This window comes from Zemynaea arenosa (genome assembly GCF_004614185.1).
GTDB lineage: Bacteria > Pseudomonadota > Gammaproteobacteria > Burkholderiales > Burkholderiaceae_D > Telluria > Telluria arenosa.
In genome coordinates, this window is sequence record NZ_SPVF01000268.1 from 23,390 (window position 1) to 43,967 (window position 20,578).

18 protein-coding genes are annotated in these 20,578 nt (G+C 67.0%); 11 read left to right on the forward strand and 7 right to left on the reverse strand.

The genetic code is table 11. The features are described from left to right. Position 1 precedes the first annotated feature (1 nt). Together E4L96_RS22080 and aroC are read right to left on the reverse strand one after the other, a co-directional pair. Positions 2-1,168 carry an MFS transporter gene (locus tag E4L96_RS22080; RefSeq protein ID WP_135209379.1) on the reverse strand — a complete coding sequence of 389 codons (1,167 nt, stop codon included), beginning with the start codon at positions 1,166-1,168 and terminating at the stop codon, positions 2-4. Positions 1,169-1,227: 59 nt separating this feature from the next. Next, positions 1,228-2,322 (reverse strand): chorismate synthase, encoded by a 1,095-nt coding sequence (gene aroC / locus E4L96_RS22085; RefSeq protein WP_135209380.1) that lies wholly within the window; start codon positions 2,320-2,322, stop codon positions 1,228-1,230. A gap of 180 nt (positions 2,323-2,502) precedes the next feature. Here aroC and E4L96_RS22090 point away from each other — a divergent pair, with 180 nt between their 5' ends. Further along, a complete protein-coding gene (locus E4L96_RS22090) occupies positions 2,503-4,764 on the forward strand; it encodes a putative bifunctional diguanylate cyclase/phosphodiesterase (protein WP_229414711.1) in 2,262 nt (753 codons plus the stop codon). Between the two features lie 26 nt (positions 4,765-4,790). Here E4L96_RS22090 and E4L96_RS22095 read toward each other — a convergent pair whose 3' ends face one another. The 3 genes from E4L96_RS22095 to E4L96_RS22105 all read right to left on the reverse strand — a co-directional run bounded on the left by E4L96_RS22095 (position 4,791) and on the right by E4L96_RS22105 (position 6,133). Continuing rightward, positions 4,791-5,174, reverse strand: a complete 384-nt coding sequence (locus tag E4L96_RS22095; protein WP_135209381.1) for a carboxymuconolactone decarboxylase family protein — start codon at positions 5,172-5,174, stop codon at positions 4,791-4,793. Beyond that, positions 5,134-5,586 carry a MerR family transcriptional regulator gene (locus E4L96_RS22100; RefSeq protein ID WP_135209382.1) on the reverse strand — a complete coding sequence of 151 codons (453 nt, stop codon included), beginning with the start codon at positions 5,584-5,586 and terminating at the stop codon, positions 5,134-5,136. Before E4L96_RS22100 ends, E4L96_RS22095 begins: the two co-directional genes overlap by 41 nt. Before the next feature lie 94 nt (positions 5,587-5,680). Continuing rightward, a complete protein-coding gene (locus tag E4L96_RS22105) occupies positions 5,681-6,133 on the reverse strand; it encodes a CBS domain-containing protein (protein ID WP_135209383.1) in 453 nt (150 codons plus the stop codon). A gap of 155 nt (positions 6,134-6,288) precedes the next feature. Between E4L96_RS22105 and E4L96_RS22110 the strand changes: the two genes are divergently transcribed. Genes E4L96_RS22110 through E4L96_RS22120 form a run of 3 tightly spaced genes read left to right on the forward strand, consistent with a single transcriptional unit; the run spans position 6,289 to position 8,730 of the window. Further along, positions 6,289-7,602 (forward strand): O-acetylhomoserine aminocarboxypropyltransferase, encoded by a 1,314-nt coding sequence (locus tag E4L96_RS22110; RefSeq protein WP_135209384.1) that lies wholly within the window; start codon positions 6,289-6,291, stop codon positions 7,600-7,602. Continuing rightward, positions 7,602-8,417, forward strand: coding sequence for an alpha/beta fold hydrolase (locus tag E4L96_RS22115; RefSeq protein ID WP_135209385.1), 816 nt, complete (start codon positions 7,602-7,604; stop codon positions 8,415-8,417). Before E4L96_RS22110 ends, E4L96_RS22115 begins: the two co-directional genes overlap by 1 nt. 1 nt (position 8,418) lies before the next feature. Beyond that, the gene (locus tag E4L96_RS22120) at positions 8,419-8,730 is read left to right on the forward strand and encodes an Mpo1-like protein (protein ID WP_135209386.1); all 312 of its coding nucleotides are present in this window, start codon (positions 8,419-8,421) and stop codon (positions 8,728-8,730) included. On the opposite strand, the gene E4L96_RS22125 is transcribed toward E4L96_RS22120, so the two are convergent. Continuing rightward, the gene (locus tag E4L96_RS22125; RefSeq protein ID WP_229414712.1) at positions 8,720-10,129 is read right to left on the reverse strand and encodes a YihY family inner membrane protein; all 1,410 of its coding nucleotides are present in this window, start codon (positions 10,127-10,129) and stop codon (positions 8,720-8,722) included. The genes E4L96_RS22120 and E4L96_RS22125 overlap by 11 nt on opposite strands. A 66-nt stretch (positions 10,130-10,195) precedes the next feature. On the opposite strand from E4L96_RS22125, the gene wrbA reads away from it, so the two are divergent. Genes wrbA through E4L96_RS22160 form a run of 7 tightly spaced genes read left to right on the forward strand, consistent with a single transcriptional unit; the run spans position 10,196 to position 19,217 of the window. Further along, the gene (gene wrbA, locus E4L96_RS22130; RefSeq protein ID WP_135209387.1) at positions 10,196-10,810 is read left to right on the forward strand and encodes an NAD(P)H:quinone oxidoreductase; all 615 of its coding nucleotides are present in this window, start codon (positions 10,196-10,198) and stop codon (positions 10,808-10,810) included. Then, entirely contained in the window at positions 10,807-11,205 is a 399-nt protein-coding gene (locus E4L96_RS22135) for a DUF2069 domain-containing protein (protein ID WP_135209388.1), read from the forward strand. The genes wrbA and E4L96_RS22135 overlap by 4 nt, the downstream gene beginning before the upstream one ends. A 15-nt stretch (positions 11,206-11,220) precedes the next feature. Continuing rightward, entirely contained in the window at positions 11,221-12,648 is a 1,428-nt protein-coding gene (locus E4L96_RS22140; RefSeq protein ID WP_135209389.1) for an FAD-binding oxidoreductase, read from the forward strand. Further along, complete coding sequence (locus E4L96_RS22145; RefSeq protein ID WP_135209390.1) at positions 12,636-15,191, forward strand: ABC transporter permease; 2,556 nt, start codon at positions 12,636-12,638, stop codon at positions 15,189-15,191. Before E4L96_RS22140 ends, E4L96_RS22145 begins: the two co-directional genes overlap by 13 nt. Then, the gene (locus tag E4L96_RS22150) at positions 15,192-16,259 is read left to right on the forward strand and encodes a lipocalin-like domain-containing protein (protein ID WP_135209391.1); all 1,068 of its coding nucleotides are present in this window, start codon (positions 15,192-15,194) and stop codon (positions 16,257-16,259) included. It abuts the gene before it with no gap. A 52-nt stretch (positions 16,260-16,311) separates the two neighbouring features. Beyond that, a complete protein-coding gene (locus E4L96_RS22155; protein WP_135209392.1) occupies positions 16,312-18,135 on the forward strand; it encodes an ABC transporter transmembrane domain-containing protein in 1,824 nt (607 codons plus the stop codon). Continuing rightward, the gene (locus tag E4L96_RS22160; RefSeq protein WP_135209393.1) at positions 18,132-19,217 is read left to right on the forward strand and encodes a threonine aldolase family protein; all 1,086 of its coding nucleotides are present in this window, start codon (positions 18,132-18,134) and stop codon (positions 19,215-19,217) included. The genes E4L96_RS22155 and E4L96_RS22160 overlap by 4 nt, the downstream gene beginning before the upstream one ends. A 275-nt stretch (positions 19,218-19,492) precedes the next feature. On the opposite strand, the gene E4L96_RS22165 is transcribed toward E4L96_RS22160, so the two are convergent. Further along, positions 19,493-20,467, reverse strand: a complete 975-nt coding sequence (locus E4L96_RS22165; RefSeq protein WP_135209394.1) for a thymidylate synthase — start codon at positions 20,465-20,467, stop codon at positions 19,493-19,495. Positions 20,468-20,578 lie beyond the last annotated feature (111 nt).

The window sequence follows — 20,578 nt, forward strand, 5'->3', positions numbered from 1 at the left end:
GTCAGACGCGCGGCGCGTCCGCCGCCTGCCAGCGGAACGACAGCCGCGCCGCCATCCATCCCGCCAGCGCCAGGGCGCAGGCCGCAAAGTAGACGGCCTGCGGCCCGATATGGTCCCAGAACAGGGACATGAACAGCCCTCCCGCCGTGCCGCCGATCCCGTACGCAATGCTCATGTAGAGCGCCTGTCCGCGCGCCTGCAGCGGCCCCGCGAACCAGCGCTGCATGGTGATGATGCAGGACGAGTGGTGCACGGCGAACGTCACCGCGTGCAGCACCTGGGCCAGCACCAGCACCGCCAGCCAGGCCGCCCCGCCGCCGATCATGGCAAAGCGCACCAGCGCCACCGCGAAGGCCACATTCATCAGCGTGCGCGCGCCAAAGTGCTTGAAGAGCGGCGCCTGGTACCAGAAGCACACGATCTCCGCGAGGACACCGAGCGACCACATGGCACCGATCACCGGCTTGCCGTAGCCGATGCGCTCCAGGTACAGCGAGTAGTAGGTGTACAGCGAGGTGTGGGCGCCGATCATCAGCGCGGTGGAGGCGAAGAAGGCGATCACCTCGCGCCGCCGCAGCACCTGCCCGAGCGGTGCGGCCGGCGCATCATGCGGATGCGGCACATGCGGCACATCGCGGATGCGCAGCGCGGACAGCAGCACCGGCACCAGCAGTCCGCCCGCGATCCACAGCAGGCTGTCGACGCCCCATCTTTGGAGCCCGTAGCCGGCGATCGTCACCGCGACAATGAAGCCCGCCGAGCCCCACAGGCGGATGCGTCCGTACTGCGAGATGTCGCCCTTCATCCACGTCAGCGCCAGCGCCTCGCACAATGGGCTCTGGGCGCTGGTGAAAAGGTTCAGCAGCAGCATGCAGGCGAACAGCTGGGCGAAGCCGTCGGCGAAGAAGAAGCCCGTGAACGCGAGCAGCGCGCCGCAGCCAGTCAGGCGCAGCACGCGCACCCGCTGCTGCGTGTGATCGGCCACCCAGCCCCACAGGTTAGGGCCGACAATGCGCATCACCTGGATCAGGGACATCAGCACCGCCACCTCGGCCGCGGTCATGCCGCGCGCGGCGAAGAACAGGCTCGCATAGGTGGCGAACGTCCCGGCGTGGGCGTAGTAGCTGAAGAGGAATTGCGCGAAGCGCGAGGACGGCTGCGGCGGCATCGATGACGCGGCGTTTTGCCGCCGCGGCCGGTGATATATTTTACGAATGAAAAGGCAGGTTATGCAATGCGGGGCGTATCAACGCGCACGTCGCCGCACTGGGCGCGGTGCATCAGCGCGTGGTCGATCAGCACCAAGGCCAGCATCGCCTCGGCGATCGGCGTCGCGCGGATGCCCACGCACGGGTCGTGGCGGCCGAAGGTCTCGACCATCTGCGGATTGCCCTGCTTGTCGATCGAGCGGCGCGGCGTACGGATCGAGGACGTCGGCTTGATGGCAATGGAGACGGTGACATCCTGCCCCGTCGAGATCCCGCCCAGCACACCCCCTGCATGATTCGACAGGAAGCCGTGCGGGGTCAGCTCGTCCCCATGCTCGGAGCCGCGCTGCGCCACCGACGCGAAGCCGGCGCCGATCTCCACGCCCTTGACCGCGTTAATACCCATCATGGCGTAGGCGATGTCGGCATCGAGCTTGTCGTAGATCGGCTGGCCCAGGCCCACCGGCACCTTGCTGGCCACCACCTCGATGCGCGCGCCGATCGAGTCGCCCGCGCGGCGCAGTTCATCCATCGCCTCTTCCATACGGGACAGCAGGTCCGCGTCCGCTGTCGCCGCGAAGAACGGGTTGGCGTGCACGTGCTCGAAGGACTGGAACGGGACCACAATGTCGCCGAGTTGGCTCATGAAGCCGTGGACTTCGGTCCCGTACTGCTGCTTCAGCCACTTCTTGGCCACCGCGCCTGCCCCGACCACGGGTGCAGTCAGCCGCGCCGACGACCGCCCGCCGCCGCGCGGATCGCGGATGCCGTATTTGTGCCAGTAGGTGTAGTCCGCGTGGCCGGGCCGGAAGGTCTCGGCGATGTTGCCGTAGTCCTTGCTGCGCTGGTCTTCGTTCTGGATCAGCAGCGCGATCGGCGTGCCGGTGGTGCGGCCTTCGTACACGCCGGACAGGATCTTGACCGTGTCCGCCTCCTGCCGCTGCGTCACGTGGCGCGAGGTGCCGGGCTTGCGGCGGTCCAGGTCGGGCTGGATGTCGGCCTCGGACAGCTCCATCCCCGGCGGGCAGCCGTCGATCACGCAGCCGATGGCCGGGCCGTGCGACTCCCCGAAAGTGGTGACGGAAAACAGCGTGCCGAAGGAGTTGCCGGACATGATAAGGACCGCGGAAGTGAAGGAAAAAGTAGCTGATTTTATCATTCCCGGCCCGCAGGCTTCCGGCGAGGTGTCCGAATCTGTCTCGTTTTAGTGCCTAAAGGCATCTTTTTGTCATGAATGTTTGAGAAATCGCTATATACTGAATCGGCGAATAACGAACAGAACCATAAGTACAATATGCGCAGCCCCAGCCCACCGCTGACCCCGGAAGGCAGCCCAAGCGACGCGCACGACGACCTCGTTTTCCTCGACGAGCAGGCCACGACTTCCACGCCGCGCACCCGCGCCACGTGGAAGGTCATGATCATCGACGACGACCAGGAAGTGCACACGACGACCGCATTTGCGCTGGCGAACCTGGAAACCCTCGGGCGCACCCTGGAATTCATCCACGCCTGCTCGGCGCGGGAAGCCCGTGAACTATTGGCGCGCGAAGACGACATCGCCGTGGTTCTGCTGGACGTGGTGATGGAGCAGGACGACGCCGGCCTCACGCTGGTCCGTTACATCCGCGAGACTCTGGGCCGCGCCGACGTGCGCATCATCCTGCGCACCGGCCAGCCGGGCTACGCGCCGGAACTGGACGCGGTGCGCGACTTCGACATCAACGACTACAAGACCAAGTCCGAACTCACCCGCATCAAGCTGTTCACGACCGTGACCGCGGCGATCCGCTCATATGAGCAGATCCGCGCGCTGGACGCGGGACGCCAGGGCCTGGACCGCATCATCCGCGCGGGCACGGAGCTGATGGCACTACACGGCATGCACGATTTCGGCGCCGGAGTGCTGGCGCAGGCCACCGGTCTGCTTGGACTCCCGCCCGACGGCGTGCTATGCGGACGCCACAACGGCGACGCGCTGGCGCCGGACCTGAGCGTGCTGGCTTCCGCCGGTGCCCATGAGCGGCCCGCAGGCGACCTGCTCCGCCCGCGCGACGCGGCCATCCGCTCCGGCATGTGGGACGCCCTCAACCAGCGCCGCAACGTGATCTGCACGGACGCGGTGGCACTCTACTTCGGCGGCAAGTCGGCGCGCGAGTGCGTGGCCTGGCTGCCCATTCCGCGCCCGCTCACCGACATCGAGTGCCGCCTGCTGGAGGTGTTCTCGCGCCAGGTGGCCGTGGGGCTGGACAACGTGGAGCTGGTGACCAACCTCCACGACGCCGCGTTCTACGACCAGCTCTCACGCCTGCCCAACCGCACCCGGTTGCTGGAGGTGCTGCACGGTGCCCTTGGCACGCCCACGCGCGCACATGCGGCGCTCGCGCTGGTGGACCTCGATCACTTCGCCGAAACCAACGACGCGCTGGGCCACGAATTCGGCGACATGCTGCTGATCGCCGTCGCCAGCCGCCTGCAGACGCGCCTCGGCGCGCAACTGACCATTGCGCGCATGGGCGCGGACATTTTCGGCGTGCTGGGGGACGCCAGCTTCGTCAACCCGGACCGCATCCTGCAGGTGTTCCGCGAGCCCTTCCGCATCGAAGGGCAGGACATGCAGGTCTCCGCGACTCTAGGCCTGGTGCGCCTCGCGGAACATGACGGCAGCGCCGCCGATGCGTTGAAAGACGCCGACCTCGCCCTCAAGCGCGCCAAGGCGCACCAGCGCGGCGGCCATTTCACCTTCTCGCGCGCGATGGGTGCCGAGATGCGCGAGCGGGTGCGCATGATGCATGCGCTGCGCGCGGCCTTCGCGAACAAGGAGCTGACGCTGGCCTACCAGCCGCAAGTCAACCTGGCCACGCGCCAGCCGATGGGCGCCGAGGCTTTGCTGCGCTGGCAGCGGCCGGACGGCTCCTTCGTGCCACCGGACCGTTTCATCCCGATTGCAGAGTATTCAGGCCTGATCATCGAGATCGGCCAGTGGGTGATCGAGACCGCGTGCGCGGAGCTGGTGCGGCTGCGCGCGCTGGGGCATCGCGCATTCACGATGTCGGTCAACGTGTCGCAGGTCCAGTTCCGCCATCCCTATTTCGTCGACATGCTGCGCGGCGCCCTCGCCCGCACGCAGGCGCCGCCCGAGTACCTGCACCTGGAGATCACGGAGTCGGTGGCCATGGAGGAGCCGGACACGCTGATCCGCATGCTGGCGCAGATCAAGGAAACCGGCGTGTCGATCGCCATCGACGATTTCGGCACCGGCTTCTCGTCGCTGTCCTACCTTCAGCGCCTGCAGGTGGACTGCCTGAAGATCGACCGTGCCTTCGTCAGCGAGATCACCGAGTCCGCGCGTGGCAGCAGCATCGCCGAGATGGTGGTGCAGCTGGGCCGCAACCTGGGCCTGTCCATCGTGGCGGAAGGCGTGGAGGACGAGCGCCAGGCGCAGGTGCTGGAAGCGCTGGGCTGTCCGTATGCGCAGGGCTACCTGTTCTCTCGCCCGATCACGCCCCAGCAGTTGGCCGAATGGTTGGCCACGCACAACGCCCACGCCGCCTGAACCAGCCTGGCGGCGCATACTTCGCTTCAAGCAGGGCTGTCTGCCGTCGGGCCGAGCACCTCGCGCGCCGCGAACAAACCGTTGAGCGCCGCCGGGAACCCTGCGTACACGGCCATCTGCATGATCGTCTCCACGATCTCCTCGCGCGTGCAGCCCACGTTCTGCGCCGCGTAGATGTGCACCTTCAGCTGCGGCGCCGCGTTGCCCAGCGCGGTCAGCGCCGCCACCGTGGCCAGCTCCCGCGTGCGCAGGTCAAGCCCCGGCCGCGAGTAGATGTCCCCGAACGGGAATTCGACGATCATCCGGCCAAAGTCCGGGGCGATATCGCGCAGGCTGTCTACCACCTGCCGGCCCTTTTCTCCATCGATTTCAATCAGTTTGGCGAGTCCGCGTTCGTAACGTTCGTTCATGGCCTGTCCTGTCCTTGTGTGGTTGAGGGGCCATGATGGTTCCCAGATTGCGTTCCAGCTTGCGGTAGTGGCGCAGCTTTTCGACCAGCCCCCGCTCGCATTCGGCCAGCGACTGCATCTGCGCCCGCACCTGCTCCAGGTGCTCCTCCAGCAGCACGCGCCGCTGCGGCACGCTGGACTCGCCCTGGTAGCGCAGGTCCGCAAAGTGCCGCATCGCCGCGATGCCCATGCCGGTGGTGCGCAAGCGCTGCAGGAACTCGATCCACGCCCGGTCCGCCGCCGAATAGCGCCGGTGCCCGCTACCCGCCCGCCCCACCGCCCGCACCAGGCCAGCCCGCTCGTAATACCGCAGCGTGTGCGCCGTGAGCCCGGTGGCCGCGGCCAGCTCCGAAATCGTCAGGAATTCATTCATGGCACGGCCATCGTAGAAGTTCGAGCGCACTCGAAGTCAAGCACAAATAAAAAGTGCCGGACCGGCCGGCACTTGGAGGGGGGAAGCGGGCCGCTCAGTCCTCGGCATTCGCCTCGGCCGGCCAGTCGCGGATGTAGGCCTTGAGCATGCGGTTCTCGAAGCTCTGCGCCTCCAGCACCGCGCGCGCCACGTCGTAGAACGAGATCACGCCCAGCAGCGTCTTGGCGTTCATCACCGGCAAATAGCGCGCGTGCTTTTCGAGCATCATGCGCCGCACTTCGTTGACCTCCGTGTCCGGCGTGACGGTGATCGGCGCGTCGTCCATGTGCTTGCGCACCGTACCCGCGCCCACCGACCCGGCATTCGCGTGCAGCACCTTGATCACCTCGCGGAAGGTCAGCATGCCCACCAGATCCCCGTACTCCATCACCACCAGCGAGCCGATGTCCTTCTCCGCCATGATGTTGACGGCATCCAGCAGCGGCATATCGGGCGTGGCCGTATAGAGGATATTGCCCTTGACCTGCAGAATTTCAGACACTTTCATGGTCGCCACCTTGTCAACACGGAATCGTGAATCGACTGTAGCCTAAGCTTGGCAAAAAATCCAGTTTTGCGAATTGTCCACCGGAGCCATCGGCACTCTGTGCGTTCGGTGCTACGATGCGCCCATTCCAAGCCACCGCTGAGAGAAAGGTGACCATGAGCGGACCCCGCTACCCCGGTTTCGATACCCTGTCCCTGCACGCAGGCGCCCAAGCCGACCCGGCCACCGGCGCACGCGCCACACCGATCTATTTCACGTCCTCGTTCGCCTTCCAGGACTCGGACCACGCCGCCGCCCTGTTCAACATGGAACGCGCCGGTCACGTGTACTCGCGTATCTCCAACCCCACGACTGCGGTGCTGGAAGAACGCATCGCCGCGCTGGAAGGCGGGGTGGCGGGCATCGCCACCGCGTCCGGCCAGGCCGCGCTGCACCTGGGGCTTGCGACCATCGCGGGAGCCGGTAGCCACATCGTAGCTTCGCGCGCGCTGTACGGCGGTTCGCATAACCTGCTGGCGTACACCCTGCCCCGCTTCGGCATCGAGACCACCTTTGTCGATCCGCGCGACCTGGACGCCTGGCGCGCCGCCATCCGCCCCAACACCAAGCTGCTGTTCGGCGAAACGCTCGGCAATCCCGGACTCGATGTGCTGGACATTCCCGGCGTGGCCGCCATCGCCCATGAGCGCCACCTGCCGCTGCTGGTGGACAGCACCTTCACCACGCCGTATCTCATCAAGCCTCTCGACCACGGCGCGGATCTCGTTCTCCACAGCGCCACCAAGTTCCTGTGCGGGCACGGCACCGCCATCGGCGGGCTGCTGGTGGACGGCGGCACCTTTGACTGGCAGCGGGCCTACGAGAAGACTGGCCACTTCGCGGAACTGTGCGAGCCGTACGACGGTTTCCATGGCATGGTCTTCACCGAGGAATCGACCGTTGGCGCCTTCGCCCTGCGCGCGCGCCGCGAAGGACTGCGCGACTTCGGCGCCGCCATGAGCCCGCTCAACGCCTTCGCCATCCTGCAGGGCGTGGAGACGCTGTCCCTGCGCATGCAGCGCCACGTCGAGAATACGCGCAAGGTGGTGGACTTCCTGCTGCGCAGCCCCGCCGTCGAATCGGTGGCCTACCCGGAGCTGGAGACTCACCCGGACCACGCGCTGGCCCAGCGCCTGATGCCCAACGGCTGCGGCGCGGTGTTCTCCTTCAACCTGAAGGGCGACCGCGCGGCGGGCAAGCGCTTCGTGGACAGTCTCAAGGTGTTTTCGCACCTGGCCAATGTGGGCGACGCGAAATCCCTCGTCATCCACCCCGCCTCCACCACCCACTTCCGTGTCCCGGCCGACCAGCTGCAGGCCAGTGGCATCGCGGAAGGCACGATGCGCCTGTCGGTCGGCCTGGAGTCGCCGGACGACCTGCTGGAAGACCTGGCCCGCGCCCTCAAGGCAGCGCAGAAAGGAGGCGCGTGATGAAGCTTGCCAGCGGCGCTTATTGCTACACCGGCGTACGGGCCTTCGACGCCGGTCTGCCCACGGCCGTCTTCATACACGGCGCGCAGAATGACCACAGCGTGTGGGGCCTGCAATCCCGCTACTTCGCCCACCACGGCTTTAACGTGCTGGCGGTGGACCTGCCCGGGCATGGCCGTACGGCGGGACCCGCGCTGCGGACCGTGGAAGACATGGCGGCATGGCTGATCGCCGTGCTGACCGAGGCCCGCGTGGAGCGCGCCATCCTGATCGGCCATAGCATGGGCAGCTTGATCGCGCTGGAAGCCGCGGCCCGCGCGCCGGGCGTCGTCATCGGCCTCGCCATGGTCGGCAGCACCTACCCAATGAAGGTCGCGGACGCGCTGCTGAAAACCGCCCGCACCGACGAGCAGACCGCCATCGACATGGTCAACATCTGGTCCCACTCGTCCATCGCGCACAAGCCATCGTCGCCGGGCCCGGGCTTCTCGGTGCTGGGGGGCGCGCGGCGGCTGATGCAGCGGATGTCCGCCCTCAACCCGGACCAGCTGTTCCACACCGACTTCAGCGCCTGCAATGCCTACGCCAACGGCGAAGCCGCAGCTACGCAGGTCCGCTGCCCGGTGCTGTTCCTGTTCGGGACCAAGGATGTCATGACGCCACCACGCTCGACCAAGCTGCTCACGACCGCGCTCGCGCAGGGCAAGGTGGTGCAGGTGGACGCCGGCCACCAGATGATGGCCGAGCGGCCGGACGCGGTGCTGGATGCCTTGTTCGGCTTTGCCCGCGGCGCCGTCGAGGCGAAAGGAGCCTGAGATGCCGGAAACCGCGCACTACACGAACTTCGCCGAGTTCTACCCCTACTACCTCGCGCAGCACGACAACCGCCTGTGCCGCCGCTGCCACTTCATCGGTTCCACGTCCGCGCTGGCGGCGGTGGTGCAGATGGCCGTGAGCCAGGACCCGGCATGGCTGTTGATCGCACTGATTTCAGGCTACGGCGGCGCGTGGGTCGGCCACTACCTGTTCGAACACAACAAGCCCGCGACCTTCGACCAGCCGTGGTTCTCGTTCCGGGCCGACTGGGTGATGTACTGGCAGATGTTGACGGGGAAGCTTAGCTGGTAGGGGCCGTGGTGGACGCAGGCGCCGGTGCGCCTGCCGCAGCGCGCGGCCCGTACGCAAAGTAGTCCGCCACGCTCTGCTCCAGCCCCTGTTCGACCGCCGCCTCCACCTGCCGCGCCAGCGCCGCGCCATCCAGCCGCAAAGGCGAGCGCGGTTCCACGTTATCCGGCACCGCCGCCTCCTGCGCCGCGCCGAACACGAACAGGCGGTACACGTCCGCCACCTTCAGGCGCTCCAGGTTCATCAGCAGCACCCACTGGTCCGCATCGTCGCGCAAGCGGCGGCCCCACTTGGTGCGGCGGCGCTCCGCCTGGATGCGCCCGACCCAGCCCATGGCCACCATCTGGTCCAGCAGCATGGTCATCTCGTCGTAGCCGATTCGGGTGTGGAAGCGGATCAGCGGCGACGGCACCATGGCCGTGTCGCTCACCTGTCCATGCGCGTGCAGCACCTTCAGGATCGCCATTGCGTCCACGAACTCGCCGCCGGGCGCGGGCTCGTACCACCAGCGCTCGTACTTCACAATCGGCAGCGCGGCCGTGAGCAGCGCGCCGACCAGCGTAATCAGCCAGGACACGTACACCCACAGCAGGAACAGCGGCACCGCCGCCAGCGCTCCATAGATGATGGTGTAGTTCGGGAACTGCTTGATGAAGACCGCGAACAGCCGCTTGGCGATTTCGAATGCCAGCGCCGCCACGATGCCGCCCCAGACGGCGTCGCGCCAGTCCACGTAGCGGTTCGGCACCGTCATGTACAAGAAGGTGAAGGCCGCCGTGGTCAGGCCGACCGAAGCCATCGTATAAAACACGGCGCCGATCCACGCCAGGGGGCCGAGCAACCCGCTGGTGGCGCTGAACAGCTGCGACGTCATGGTCAGCGACAGGCCGATGAGCAGCGGCCCCAATGTCACCAGCGCCCAGTAGATCAGCACCCGCTGCGACAGCGGCCGTGGGCGGCGCACGCGCCAGATCTGGTTGAAGGCGCGCTCGATCATGCCCATCATCGCCGTGGAGGTGAGCAGCAGCGCGATACCGCCCACCGCCGACAGGCTCTTGGCCTTGGTCGAGAACAGCGTGAGATTGGAGACGATGGTGTTGGCGATCGCCTTGGGCATCACCGACTGCACGAAATACGCTTCCAGCGCCGAGCGGAAGGTGGTAAACATCGTGAAGTTGGTGAACACCGCGAATACGATGGTCAGCAGCGGCACCAGGGCCAGCACGGTGGTGAAGGTCAGGCTGCCCGCCACTTGCGGCAGCTTTTCGTCGGTCAAGCGGCGCCGCGCGAAGCGCAGCAGGTCGCGCACTTCCGCCAGCGTCAGCCCGCGCACGATGTCCACGCTCACGTTGATCATTTCGCTGGTGGACCGGGAGATCGAAGTGACGGTTTTGGAGAGCATTCAGGCGTTCGATTGCACGGCCATTCAGGGCCGTGGAATGTGACAAAGCGCCCTATAATACCAACGATGAACGTGACCAATCCGATAATTCTTGTTTTGTATTATTCCCGCCATGGAGCGACCCGCAAATTGGCCGAACTGATCGCCCAGGGCATCGAAAGCGTGCCGGGCATCGATGCGCGTCTGCGCACCGTGCCTGCGGTGTCCACCGTGACGGAAGCGGTGGCGCCGAGCGTGCCGGACTCTGGTGCCCCCTATGTGGAACGCGAGGACCTGGCCGAATGCGCCGGCCTCGCGCTGGGGTCGCCCACGCGCTTCGGCAACATGGCCGCGAGCGTCAAGTACTTCCTGGACGGGACGGCGGCGGAATGGCTGGGCGGCACGCTGGCAGGCAAGCCTGCGGCCGTGTTTACATCCACCGGCAGCCTGCACGGCGGGCAGGAATCGACCCTGCTGTCGATGATGATCCCGCTCCTGCACCACGGGATGATGGTGCTCGGCCTGCCCTACACCCAGCCGGAACTCATGACCACCAGCAGCGGCGGCAGCCCGTACGGCGCCACCCACTGGTCGGGCATCGACAACAACAAGCCGATCACGGATGACGAAAAGCGGCTCGCGGTGGCACTGGGCCGCCGCCTGGCGGAAACGGTCGCACGTTTGCACGGGGTGGCACGGTGAAGACCTCGCGTGTCTTCCATGTCGGGGCCGTGGTCAGCCTGGTCTTCCTGATCCTGTGGCTGGTCGCGTGGGAGGCCTGGCTTGCGCCGATCCGGCCGGGCGCCTGGCTGCTCGCGCTCAAGGCCGTGCCGCTGCTGGTGCCTCTGCTCGGAGCCCTCAAGCGCGACATCTACACCCTGCAGTGGTCCTCGATGGTGATCCTGCTGTACTTTGCCGAAGGCGCGGTACGGGTCTACAGCGACACGGCGCCGCTGTCCCGCATGATGGCGGGCGGCGAGGCCTTCCTGGTCGCCATCTATTTTGTGTGCACCGTCCTGTTCCTGCGGCCGTACAAGCTGGCCGCCAAGAAGATCGCCAAGGAACTGCTGGAGCGGGTCAACACCGTCAACAAGTAGCCGCTTCGCTCCCTCATGACCGACTTCCTCGCGCGCTGCCGCGCTATCCTGGTCGACAACCAGCTGGTCATCACCGATGCCGATGGCATGGCGCCCTACCTCACCGACTGGCGCGGCCGCTTCACCGGCCGCGCGCGGGCGGTGCTGCGGCCGGGGACCACGGAGCAGGTGGCCCGCCTGGTGCGGCTGTGCGCGGAGCTGCACGTGCCGGTCGTGCCGCAAGGCGGACGCACGGGCCTCGTGCTCGGGAGCGTGCCGGATGTGTCGGGCGAGGCCGTCGTGTTGTCGCTGACGCGCATGAATCGCGTGCGCGAGGTGGATGCCGCCAACCGCACGATCACCCTGGACGCAGGCTGCATCCTGCAACAGGTGCAGGACGCCGCAGCCGCCGAGGGCTGCCTGTTCCCACTGTCGCTGGCGGCGGAAGGCAGCTGCACCATCGGCGGCAACCTCTCGACCAATGCAGGCGGCACCGCGGTGCTCCGCTACGGGAACACGCGTGATTTGTGTCTCGGACTGGAAGTCGTCACCGCGCAGGGCGAGATCTGGAGCAGCCTGCGCGGGCTGCGCAAGGACAATACCGGCTACTCGCTGCGCGACCTGTTCATTGGCGCCGAGGGCACGCTGGGGGTGATCACGGGCGCGGTCATGAAGCTGTACCCTATGCCGCGTGCCTCCATCACGGCGCTGGTCGCGGTGTCTTCTCCAGCCCAGGCGCTCGCGCTGCTCACGATGGTGCAGGATCACTGCGGGCCGGCGCTCACCGCCTTCGAACTGATGTCGCAAGTGTGCATGGACCTCGTGGCCAAGCACTACCCGGACCTGCCGCACCCGTTCCGCCATCGCCATCCGCAGTACGCGCTGCTGGAAGTGGCGAGCAGCGAATCCGAGGAGCATGCGGTTGGACTTCTGGAAGGCGCCATCGGTGCGGCGCTGGAAGCGGGCATCGCGGCCGATGCGGCCGTGGCCTCGTCGGTGGCGCAGTCGCGCGGGCTGTGGCAGATCCGCGAGCACATCCCGCTGGCGCAGGCCGCGGCGGGCAAGAATATCAAGCACGATATCTCCCTGCCCGTCTCCAGCATCCCTGCCTTCCTGGAAGCGACGGACGCGCTGCTGCTGCGCGCCTTCCCCGGCTGCCAGCTGGTCACCTTCGGCCACCTCGGAGACGGCAACCTGCATTACAACGTCGCGCCGCCGGATGGCGTGGCGCACGACGACTTCCTCGGCCACCAGGATGCCGTCAACCATATCGTGCATGACAGCGTGGACCGCTTCGGTGGCTCCTTCTCCGCTGAACATGGCGTGGGCGCCTTGAAGCGCAGTGACATGGCGCGCTACAAGAGCGCGGTGGAAGTGCGCATGATGCAGGCTATCAAACAGGCGCTCGACCCGCTGGGCATCATGAACCCCGGTAAGATCCTGCCGCCCGGATGCGTGGCCTGAACACTCTCACCCGCTGGCTGCTGGCCGGCGAATGGCGCGCGCACCCGATGCGCGCCTTCCTGGCCGTCGTGGCGATCGCGGTCGGCGTGGCGATGGGCTTTGCCATCCACTTGATCAATGCGGCGGCTTTCAACGAGTTCTCGGCAGCGGTGAAGAGTATCGCCGGGCAGGCGGACTTGCAGGTCACTGGGAGCGAGTCGTCGTTCGACGAAAAGCTCTACCCGTCGTTGGCCCAGCGGCCCGGCGTGGCGGCGGCCAGCCCGGTGCTGCAGGTGCAGGCGGTGGTGCCAGGCGCCGCGCAATCCCTGCTGGTGCTGGGCGTGGACACGCTGCGCGCCATCGACGTGTCGCCTGATCTGGTGGGCGTGCCCCGCGAAGGTCATCTTGAGGACACGCTGGCCGACGACACCATTTTCCTCTCGCCCGCTGCCAGCGAATGGCTGCGCACGCGCACCAGCGGCACGCTGACTTTGCGCGCCGGGCTGGAAGAGCTGCGCCTGCGCGTGGCCGGCTCCGTGCAGGGCACGCGGCCAGGCCAGCGCCTGGGCATCATGGACATCGGCGCGGCGCAATGGCGCTTCCATGGCCTCGGGCAGCTCACGCGCATCGACCTGAAACTGAGCCCGGGCGTGAACCGCACCGTCTTTCGGGATCAGCTGCAGCGAGACCTGGACCGCGCCTCGCCCGGCGCCTTCCACGTGGCGGAACCGAACGATCCGAACGCAGAGTCGCGCACCAACACCATGAGCCGGGCCTACCGAGTCAACCTCACCGTGCTTGCGCTGGTGGCGCTGTTCACCGGCGCCTTTCTCGTGTTTTCGACACAGGCGCTGTCGGTGGTCCGCCGCCGCAGCCAGTTTGCGCTGCTGCGGGTGCTCGGGCTGGAGCCCCTGCAGCTGGTGCGGCAGGTCGTGGTGGAAGGCGCGGTGCTCGGCCTGGCCGGGGCGGCGCTCGGCATCGCCGGCGGCTATGGACTGGCGGCGCTGGTACTCCGCTTTTTTGGCGGAGACCTGGGCGGCGGCTACTTTCCCGGTGTGCGGCCGGAGGTGCAGTTCGACGTGGCCGGCGCCATCATCTACTTTGTGCTGGGCTTCGGCGTGGCGCTGCTGGGCTGCCTGGCGCCTGCGTTTGAGGCGGCGCGCGCGGCGCCGGCAGTCGCGCTCAAGTCGGGCAGCACGGATGCGGCGCTGGAAAAGCTGGCCCGTGCCTGGCCGGCGCTGGCCTGCCTCGGCCTCGGTGCCGCGCTGACCGCCGCGCCGCCGGTGGCCGGGCTGCCGATCTTCGGCTATCTGGCGATCGCATTGATGCTCATCGGCGGTATCGCCCTGATGCCGCGTTTTGCGGCGGTCACGTTCAAGGCCTTGCAGCGCGTGGGCGCGCCATTCGCCCACGCGCACATGCCGCCCGCGCTCGCCCTCGTTCTCGCGCGCCTCGCCAACGCCAGCGGGCAAGCCGCCATCGCGTTGGGTGGTGTGCTGTCCAGCTTTGCGCTGATGGTGGCGATGGCGATCATGGTCGCCAGCTTCCGTGTGTCGGTGGACGACTGGCTGGCCCAGGTACTGCCCGCGGACCTGTACGCGCGGAGCGCCGCCAGCGGCAATACCGCCGCCATCGATCCGGAAGGCCAGCGCGCTATCGCAGCCACACCGGGAGTCGCGCGCGTGCATTTCCTGCGCATCCGGCCGATCCAGCTCGATCCCGCGCGGCCACCGGTCGCCCTGCTCGCGCGCAGCGTCGATCCGCAGGCGCCCGGCCATTCGATGCCGATGGTCGGCAAGACCATCGAGGTGCCGCCGGGTGCGATGCCAGCGTGGGTGTCGGAGGCGATGGTGGACCTGTACGGCGCCCGCGTGGGAGAGCACATCGAACTGCCGGTCGGCGGCAAACTGCACGCTTTCACGGTGGCGGGCGTGTGGCGCGACTATGCGCGCCAAAGCGGCGCCGTGAACATCAACCTGGACGACTACCGCCGCCTGAGCGGAGACATGGATGTCAGCGATGCCGCGATATGGGTCGCGCGCGGCGCCACGGCCGCGCAGGTACGAGCGCGCATCGCGCAGCTGCCGTTCGGACGGGCGCTGGAGTTCAGCGAGCCGGGCGAAATCCGCGCGGTGAGCCTGGCCATCTTCGACCGCAGCTTCGCGGTCACCTACTTGCTGGAAGCAATTGCGATCGCCATCGGCATGTCCGGCGTGGCTGCGACCTTCTCCGCTCAGACCCTGGCGCGCGCCAAGGAATTCGGCATGCTGCGCCACGTGGGCGTCACGCGCGGACAGGTGCTCGCGCTGCTGGCCATCGAAGGCAGCGCGCTCACGGCCATCGGCATCGTGTGCGGTTTTGCGCTGGGCTTCGTCATCAGTCTTGTTCTGGTGTTCGTGGTGAACCCGCAATCCTTCCACTGGACCATGCAGCTGCACATGCCCTGGCGTTTGCTGGTGGCGGTGGCGGCCGCGCTGCTGGCCGCATCCGCAGTGACGGCACTGGTCTCAGGACGGTATGCCTTGTCCGGTGGCCCGATCCGCGCCGTGCGGGAGGACTGGTAGATGCTGAAACGCCTGCTCCTGCTGCTCGTCCTGCTTGCGGGTGCCGCCCTGGCAGCCCCGGTTGCGTACACGCCCGTCACACCCGGGTACCAGATGCAGTTCCCACGCGACTTCGGCGCCCACCCCGACTTTCATACCGAGTGGTGGTACGTCACCGGATGGCTCAAGCAGCCGGACGGCAAGCCGCTCGGCTTCCAGGTCACCTTCTTCCGCAGCGCGACCCAGCATGACCGCGCCAATCCGAGCGCCTTTGCGCCGACCCAGATCGTGATCGCCCACGCGGCGCTGTCCGACCCGGCGGTCGGCCGCCTGCTGCACGACCAGCGCAGCGCCCGCGCAGGGCTGGGCTTGGCCTACGCGCGCGAGGGCGACACGGACGTGAAGCTCAATGACTGGTCCATGAAGCGTCGGCCGGACGGCAGCTACGACGCCGTGGTGCGCGCCCGCGATTTCACCCTCAACCTGCGCCTGGCCCCGTCCCAGCCCCCGCTGCTGCAGGGCGAAAACGGCTTTTCCCGCAAGGGCGCCGCCGCGCTGGACGCCAGCTATTACTATAGCCTGCCGCAACTGCGGGCCAGCGGCACGGTCACGCGCGGCGGAGCGGTAGCTCCCGTCATGGGCAGCGCGTGGCTGGACCACGAATGGTCGAGCCAATACCTTGATCCAGACGCTGCCGGGTGGGATTGGCTCGGCGCCAACCTCGATGACGGTTCTGCCCTCATGGCCTTCCAGATGCGCAGCAAGCGGGGTGATAAACTATGGGCCCACGCGACGCTGCGCGATGCGTCCGGCCGGGTCACGCAGTTTGACGGCGCGGACGTGAGCTACACCGCCACCACACGCTGGCGCTCCCCGCGCACCCAGGCCGAGTATCCTGTGGCGGGCGTCCTGGCCACCGGATCCACGCGCTGGCGCATCGTGCCCCTGCAGCCGGACCAGGAACTCGACTCGCGCCGTTCCACCGGCGCGGTCTACTGGGAAGGCGCCGTCACGCTGGAACGCGATGGCAAACCGGCGGGCCACGGCTACCTGGAACTGACGGGCTACGTCGCCGCGATGAAGATGTGAATGTTGATGTAAAGCCCCACAAGCAAGAACAAACTACAAACCGAACGATTCGATGACCAGCAGCCCCACGCAAGACAAATCCTCCGGCAAAGGCAGCCTCTCCGCCCTGTTCGGCCTCGCGCCTTTCCTCAAGCCTTACAAGAAGCAGTTCATGCTGGCTGCGGTGGCCCTGCTGTTCGCGGCCGGGTCCACGCTGGCGATTCCCGCTGCATTCAAGAAGATGATCGACCTCGGCTTCGGCCAGGGAGCCGGAGCCGCAGGCATCGAGCATGTGAACGCGGCTTTCCTGGCCCTGTTCGCGCTGGCCGCACTGCTGGCGGTGGCCACGGCGGCACGCTTCTATACCGTGTCCTGGCTGGGCGAGCGGGTGACGGCGGACATCCGCGCGGCCGTGTACCGCCACGTGGTCATGCAGAGCCCCGAGTTCTTTGAAACCACGCAGACGGGCGAAGTGCTGTCCCGCCTGACCACCGACACCACCCTGATCCAGGCCGTGGTGGGCACCAGCGTCTCGGTCGCGCTGCGCAATGTGCTGCTGTTCGTGGGCGGGCTGGTGATGCTGTTCGTGACCAGTGCCAAGCTCACGGCCATCATCATCGGCCTGCTGGTGCTGGTCGTGGTGCCGATCGTGCTGTTCGGACGGCGCGTGCGCAAGCTCTCGCGCGATTCGCAGGACCGCATCGCCGATGCCTCGGCCATGGCGGGCGAGATCCTGAATGCCATGCCGACCGTGCAGGCCTTCACGCATGAACGCATCGAGGCGGAGCGCTTTGGTTCTTCGGTCGAAGGCGCCTTCAGTACCGCCATGCGCCGCATCGGCGCGCGTGCCTGGCTCACCATGCTGGCCATCCTGCTGGTGTTTGGCGCCATCGTGTTCGTGCTGTGGCTGGGCGCGCACGCGGTGATCGAAGGGACCATGACCGGCGGAGAGCTGGGCCAGTTCATCCTGTACGCCACCATCGTTTCCGGTTCGCTCGGCGCGTTGTCCGAAGTGATGGGCGAGGCACAACGCGCCGCCGGAGCCACCGAGCGGCTGCTCGAGCTGCTCTCGGTCCGCTCCAACATCCAGAATCCGGCGCAGGCCGTGGCGCTGCCGCCGCGCGCGGCCAACGGCGCGGCGCTCAGGCTGCAGGACGTGACCTTCTTCTACCCGTCGCGCCCCGAGACGGCGGCGCTGTCGCATCTGACGCTGGACATCCGCGCCGGCGAGACCATCGCCGTGGTCGGCCCGTCCGGCGCCGGCAAGACCACCCTGTTCCAGCTGTTCCTGCGCTTCTACGACCCGCAAGCGGGAGCGATCCAGCTCGATGGCGTGGATATCCGCCACTTGGACCTGCACACCCTGCGCGATGCGATCGGCATCGTCCCGCAGGACACGGTGATCTTCTCCGCCAATGCGATGGAGAACATCCGCTACGGCCGCGCCGATGCCACCGATGAGGAAGTGATTCGCGCGGCGCGCATGGCCGCGGCCCACGAATTCATCGAGCGCCTGCCGGAGGGCTACAGGTCCTTCCTCGGCGAGCGCGGGGTGCGCCTGTCCGGCGGCCAGCGGCAACGGATCGCCATCGCACGCGCCCTGCTCAAGAATCCACCCCTGCTGCTGCTGGACGAAGCCACCAGTGCGCTGGATGCCGAATCCGAGCGCCTGGTGCAGGGTGCGCTGGAAACGGCCATGCAGGGCCGCACCACCGTCATCATCGCGCACCGCCTGGCGACTGTGCAGCGGGCCGACCGCATCATCGTGATGGAGGATGGGCAGATCGTGGAAACCGGAACGCACGCGTCCCTGGTGGCGCTGGGCGGCATCTACGCCAACCTGGCCGCGCTGCAGTTCCAGCCCGTGCACCACACGCCGCAGGAGGCCGTGAAATGACGGACGCGGAACTCCAGCGCAGCTGCCACACCGTCTTCCCCGGCCACCGGGCGCGCACACCCGCGCAGATGTTCGCCGCGATGTCCGTCTGGTGCGAACAGCACGGCGTCGAACACGACGTGTACGGCAGCGGCGCCACGATCCAGGCCTTCGAGGACAAGATCGCGCGGCTGCTGGGGTTTGAAGCGGCGGTCTTCTGCGTCACCGGCACCATGACGCAAGTCACCGCGCTGCGCCTCGGCTGCGACGATAAAGGTTCGCCGCTGGTGGCGCTGCACCCCACCTCGCACATCATCGTGCACGAACGCTCCAACTACCAGTTGCTGGGCCACTTCCAGGCGTTGCAGGTCGGGGACCGCCACCGGCCATGGACCGTCGCCGACCTGGCCGCGGTACCGGATCGCCTGGGCGCCGTCAGTATGGAGATGCCGATGCGCGAGATCGGCGGACAGAATCCGGCGTGGGATGAGCTCAAGGCCATCAAGGAGCACTGCCGCCTGCGCAACGTGCATCTGCACATGGATGGCGCGCGGCTGTGGGAATGCGCGGCGGCGTATGGCAAACCGCTGCCAGAGATCGCGGCGGGCTTCGACTCCGTGTACGTGTCGATGTACAAGGGGATTGGTGGCCTGGGTGGCGCCGTGCTGGCCGGATCGCGCGAGTTCGTGGCGCGGGCGGCCGAGTGGTTCCGGCGCGAAGGCGGCAACGTGATTCACCGGACGCCGTACGTGGTGGCCGCCGCGATGCAGTTCGACGAACGCCTGCAAGCCATGCCCGCGTACTTCGCGCGCACCGTTTGGCTCTACGACCTGCTGCGCGACTATCCGCAGCTGAAGGTCAATCCTTCGGCGCCGCAAGCCAACATGCTGCACCTCCACTTGCCCGTATCGCGCGAGCGCGTCCTCGACATCCGCGACCAGCTCGCGCGCGAGCACGGCATCTGGCTCTTCGGCCGGGCCCAGCACGCCGCCCTGCCCGACACCAGCTACGTCGAAATCTACGTCGGCGACAACCTGCTGTCCGCCGACGATGCAGCGGTGCGCCGCGCCCTCGACCTGTTTACCACCGCCCTGAACACATAACCGGGCTCGCCCCGCCTGAATTACCCCACCCCACCAGGGACGTACCCCGCTCCCACACCAGGGACGTACCCCGCCTTAAACATGTAGGAAAGCTCTGCTTTGTTACAAATGTTCCGTGGCCGAGATAATGAAATCTCGTGCTAAATCAACGTATTGCGACGCGAGCGATAATCGGGCGATTTACGGAAAATCGGGGACGTACCCTGCTCTGGGAAAGGGGTACGTCCCCGGATAAGAGGGGTCGGAATGCGCTTAGCAGCGGCCCTACGGTCGGGTTATACCGCCATCGGGGCGGTCAGCGGGGGATGGTGCTGGTAGCCTTCCAGCGCGAAGTCGGAGGGCTCGATTTGTTCCAGCCACTCGGGCTCGTACTTGCCGGTCGCTGCGAATGCGGGCACGCGCTCGCTGATCACCAGCCGCGGGGCGGGCAGCGGCTCGCGCGTCAGCTGCTCGCGCAGCATGTCCATGTGGGTTTCGTAGATGTGCGCGTCGCCGATAAAGTAGGTGAACCAGCGCGGCGTGTACCCTGTGAGGCGCGCCACCAGGTGCAGCAGCGCCGCGCATTCGGCCAGGTTGAACGGCGTGCCCAGGCCCAGGTCATTCGAGCGCACGTACAGGCACAAAGAAATCTCCTTCGACGCCACATCCGGGAGGAAGTGGTACAGCAGATGGCACGGCGGCAGCGCCATCGAGTCCAGATCCGCGCAATTCCAGCCATGGAACAGGATGCGGCGGCTGTTCGGGTTGTGCACGACGGCATCCAGGCACTCGCGCAGCTGGTCGATGGCCTTGTACATCAGCACCTTGCCGACCCCCTCGTCCTGCAGCGCCGCCACCTGGCGCCAGCCCTGCCGCAGCGCATCCTCGATCTGCGCCGATTGCGTGGCCTCCAGCAGCTTGTACCCCGGCCATGCCCGCCATTGCACCCCGTACACAGGCCCGAGGTCGTCCTCGCCCATCCGGTACGGATTGGCCAGCCACTGGGCGTTCTCATTGGCGTTCTGGTCCCACACCTTGCAACCCAGCGCCCGGAATTCGGCCGCATTCCGGCTCCCGCGCAGGAAACCAACAAGCTCGCCAATGACGGACTTGAACGCCAGCTTCTTGGTCGTCACCGCCGGGAAGCCGTCCTTCTGCAGGTCCATCCGCATCATCGCGCCCGGGATGCGCAAGGTCCGGACGCCGGTGCGGTTGTCCTGCCAGCTGCCGCTCTCGATAACGGTCTTTACAAGGTCCAGATACTGCTTCATGTGGTGTGCCCCGGGATGGCGAAAAAGGACACTATTCTAACCGACCCACCCCACGTCTTCCGCTCACCGGAAGTTGCTATGTCATCCATTGACTGACATCTCCTGTAAGCC

Bases quoted from the DNA above. Each gene is read 5' to 3' on its own strand.
- E4L96_RS22105 (WP_135209383.1), bottom strand. From the start codon at position 6,133: ATGAAAGTGTCTGAAATTCTGCAGGTCAAGGGCAATATCCTCTATACG.
- E4L96_RS22120 (WP_135209386.1), top strand. From the start codon at position 8,419: ATGCCGGAAACCGCGCACTACACGAACTTCGCCGAGTTCTACCCCTAC.
- E4L96_RS22160 (WP_135209393.1), top strand. From the start codon at position 18,132: ATGACGGACGCGGAACTCCAGCGCAGCTGCCACACCGTCTTCCCCGGC.
- E4L96_RS22095 (WP_135209381.1), bottom strand. From the start codon at position 5,174: ATGAACGAACGTTACGAACGCGGACTCGCCAAACTGATTGAAATCGAT.
- E4L96_RS22155 (WP_135209392.1), top strand. From the start codon at position 16,312: ATGACCAGCAGCCCCACGCAAGACAAATCCTCCGGCAAAGGCAGCCTC.
- E4L96_RS22150 (WP_135209391.1), top strand. From the start codon at position 15,192: ATGCTGAAACGCCTGCTCCTGCTGCTCGTCCTGCTTGCGGGTGCCGCC.
- E4L96_RS22090 (WP_229414711.1), top strand. From the start codon at position 2,503: ATGCGCAGCCCCAGCCCACCGCTGACCCCGGAAGGCAGCCCAAGCGAC.
- aroC (WP_135209380.1), bottom strand. From the start codon at position 2,322: ATGTCCGGCAACTCCTTCGGCACGCTGTTTTCCGTCACCACTTTCGGG.
- E4L96_RS22165 (WP_135209394.1), bottom strand. From the start codon at position 20,467: ATGAAGCAGTATCTGGACCTTGTAAAGACCGTTATCGAGAGCGGCAGC.
- E4L96_RS22100 (WP_135209382.1), bottom strand. From the start codon at position 5,586: ATGAATGAATTCCTGACGATTTCGGAGCTGGCCGCGGCCACCGGGCTC.
- E4L96_RS22115 (WP_135209385.1), top strand. From the start codon at position 7,602: ATGAAGCTTGCCAGCGGCGCTTATTGCTACACCGGCGTACGGGCCTTC.
- E4L96_RS22125 (WP_229414712.1), bottom strand. From the start codon at position 10,129: ATGCTCTCCAAAACCGTCACTTCGATCTCCCGGTCCACCAGCGAAATG.
- E4L96_RS22080 (WP_135209379.1), bottom strand. From the start codon at position 1,168: ATGCCGCCGCAGCCGTCCTCGCGCTTCGCGCAATTCCTCTTCAGCTAC.
- wrbA (WP_135209387.1), top strand. From the start codon at position 10,196: ATGAACGTGACCAATCCGATAATTCTTGTTTTGTATTATTCCCGCCAT.
- E4L96_RS22110 (WP_135209384.1), top strand. From the start codon at position 6,289: ATGAGCGGACCCCGCTACCCCGGTTTCGATACCCTGTCCCTGCACGCA.
- E4L96_RS22145 (WP_135209390.1), top strand. From the start codon at position 12,636: ATGCGTGGCCTGAACACTCTCACCCGCTGGCTGCTGGCCGGCGAATGG.
- E4L96_RS22140 (WP_135209389.1), top strand. From the start codon at position 11,221: ATGACCGACTTCCTCGCGCGCTGCCGCGCTATCCTGGTCGACAACCAG.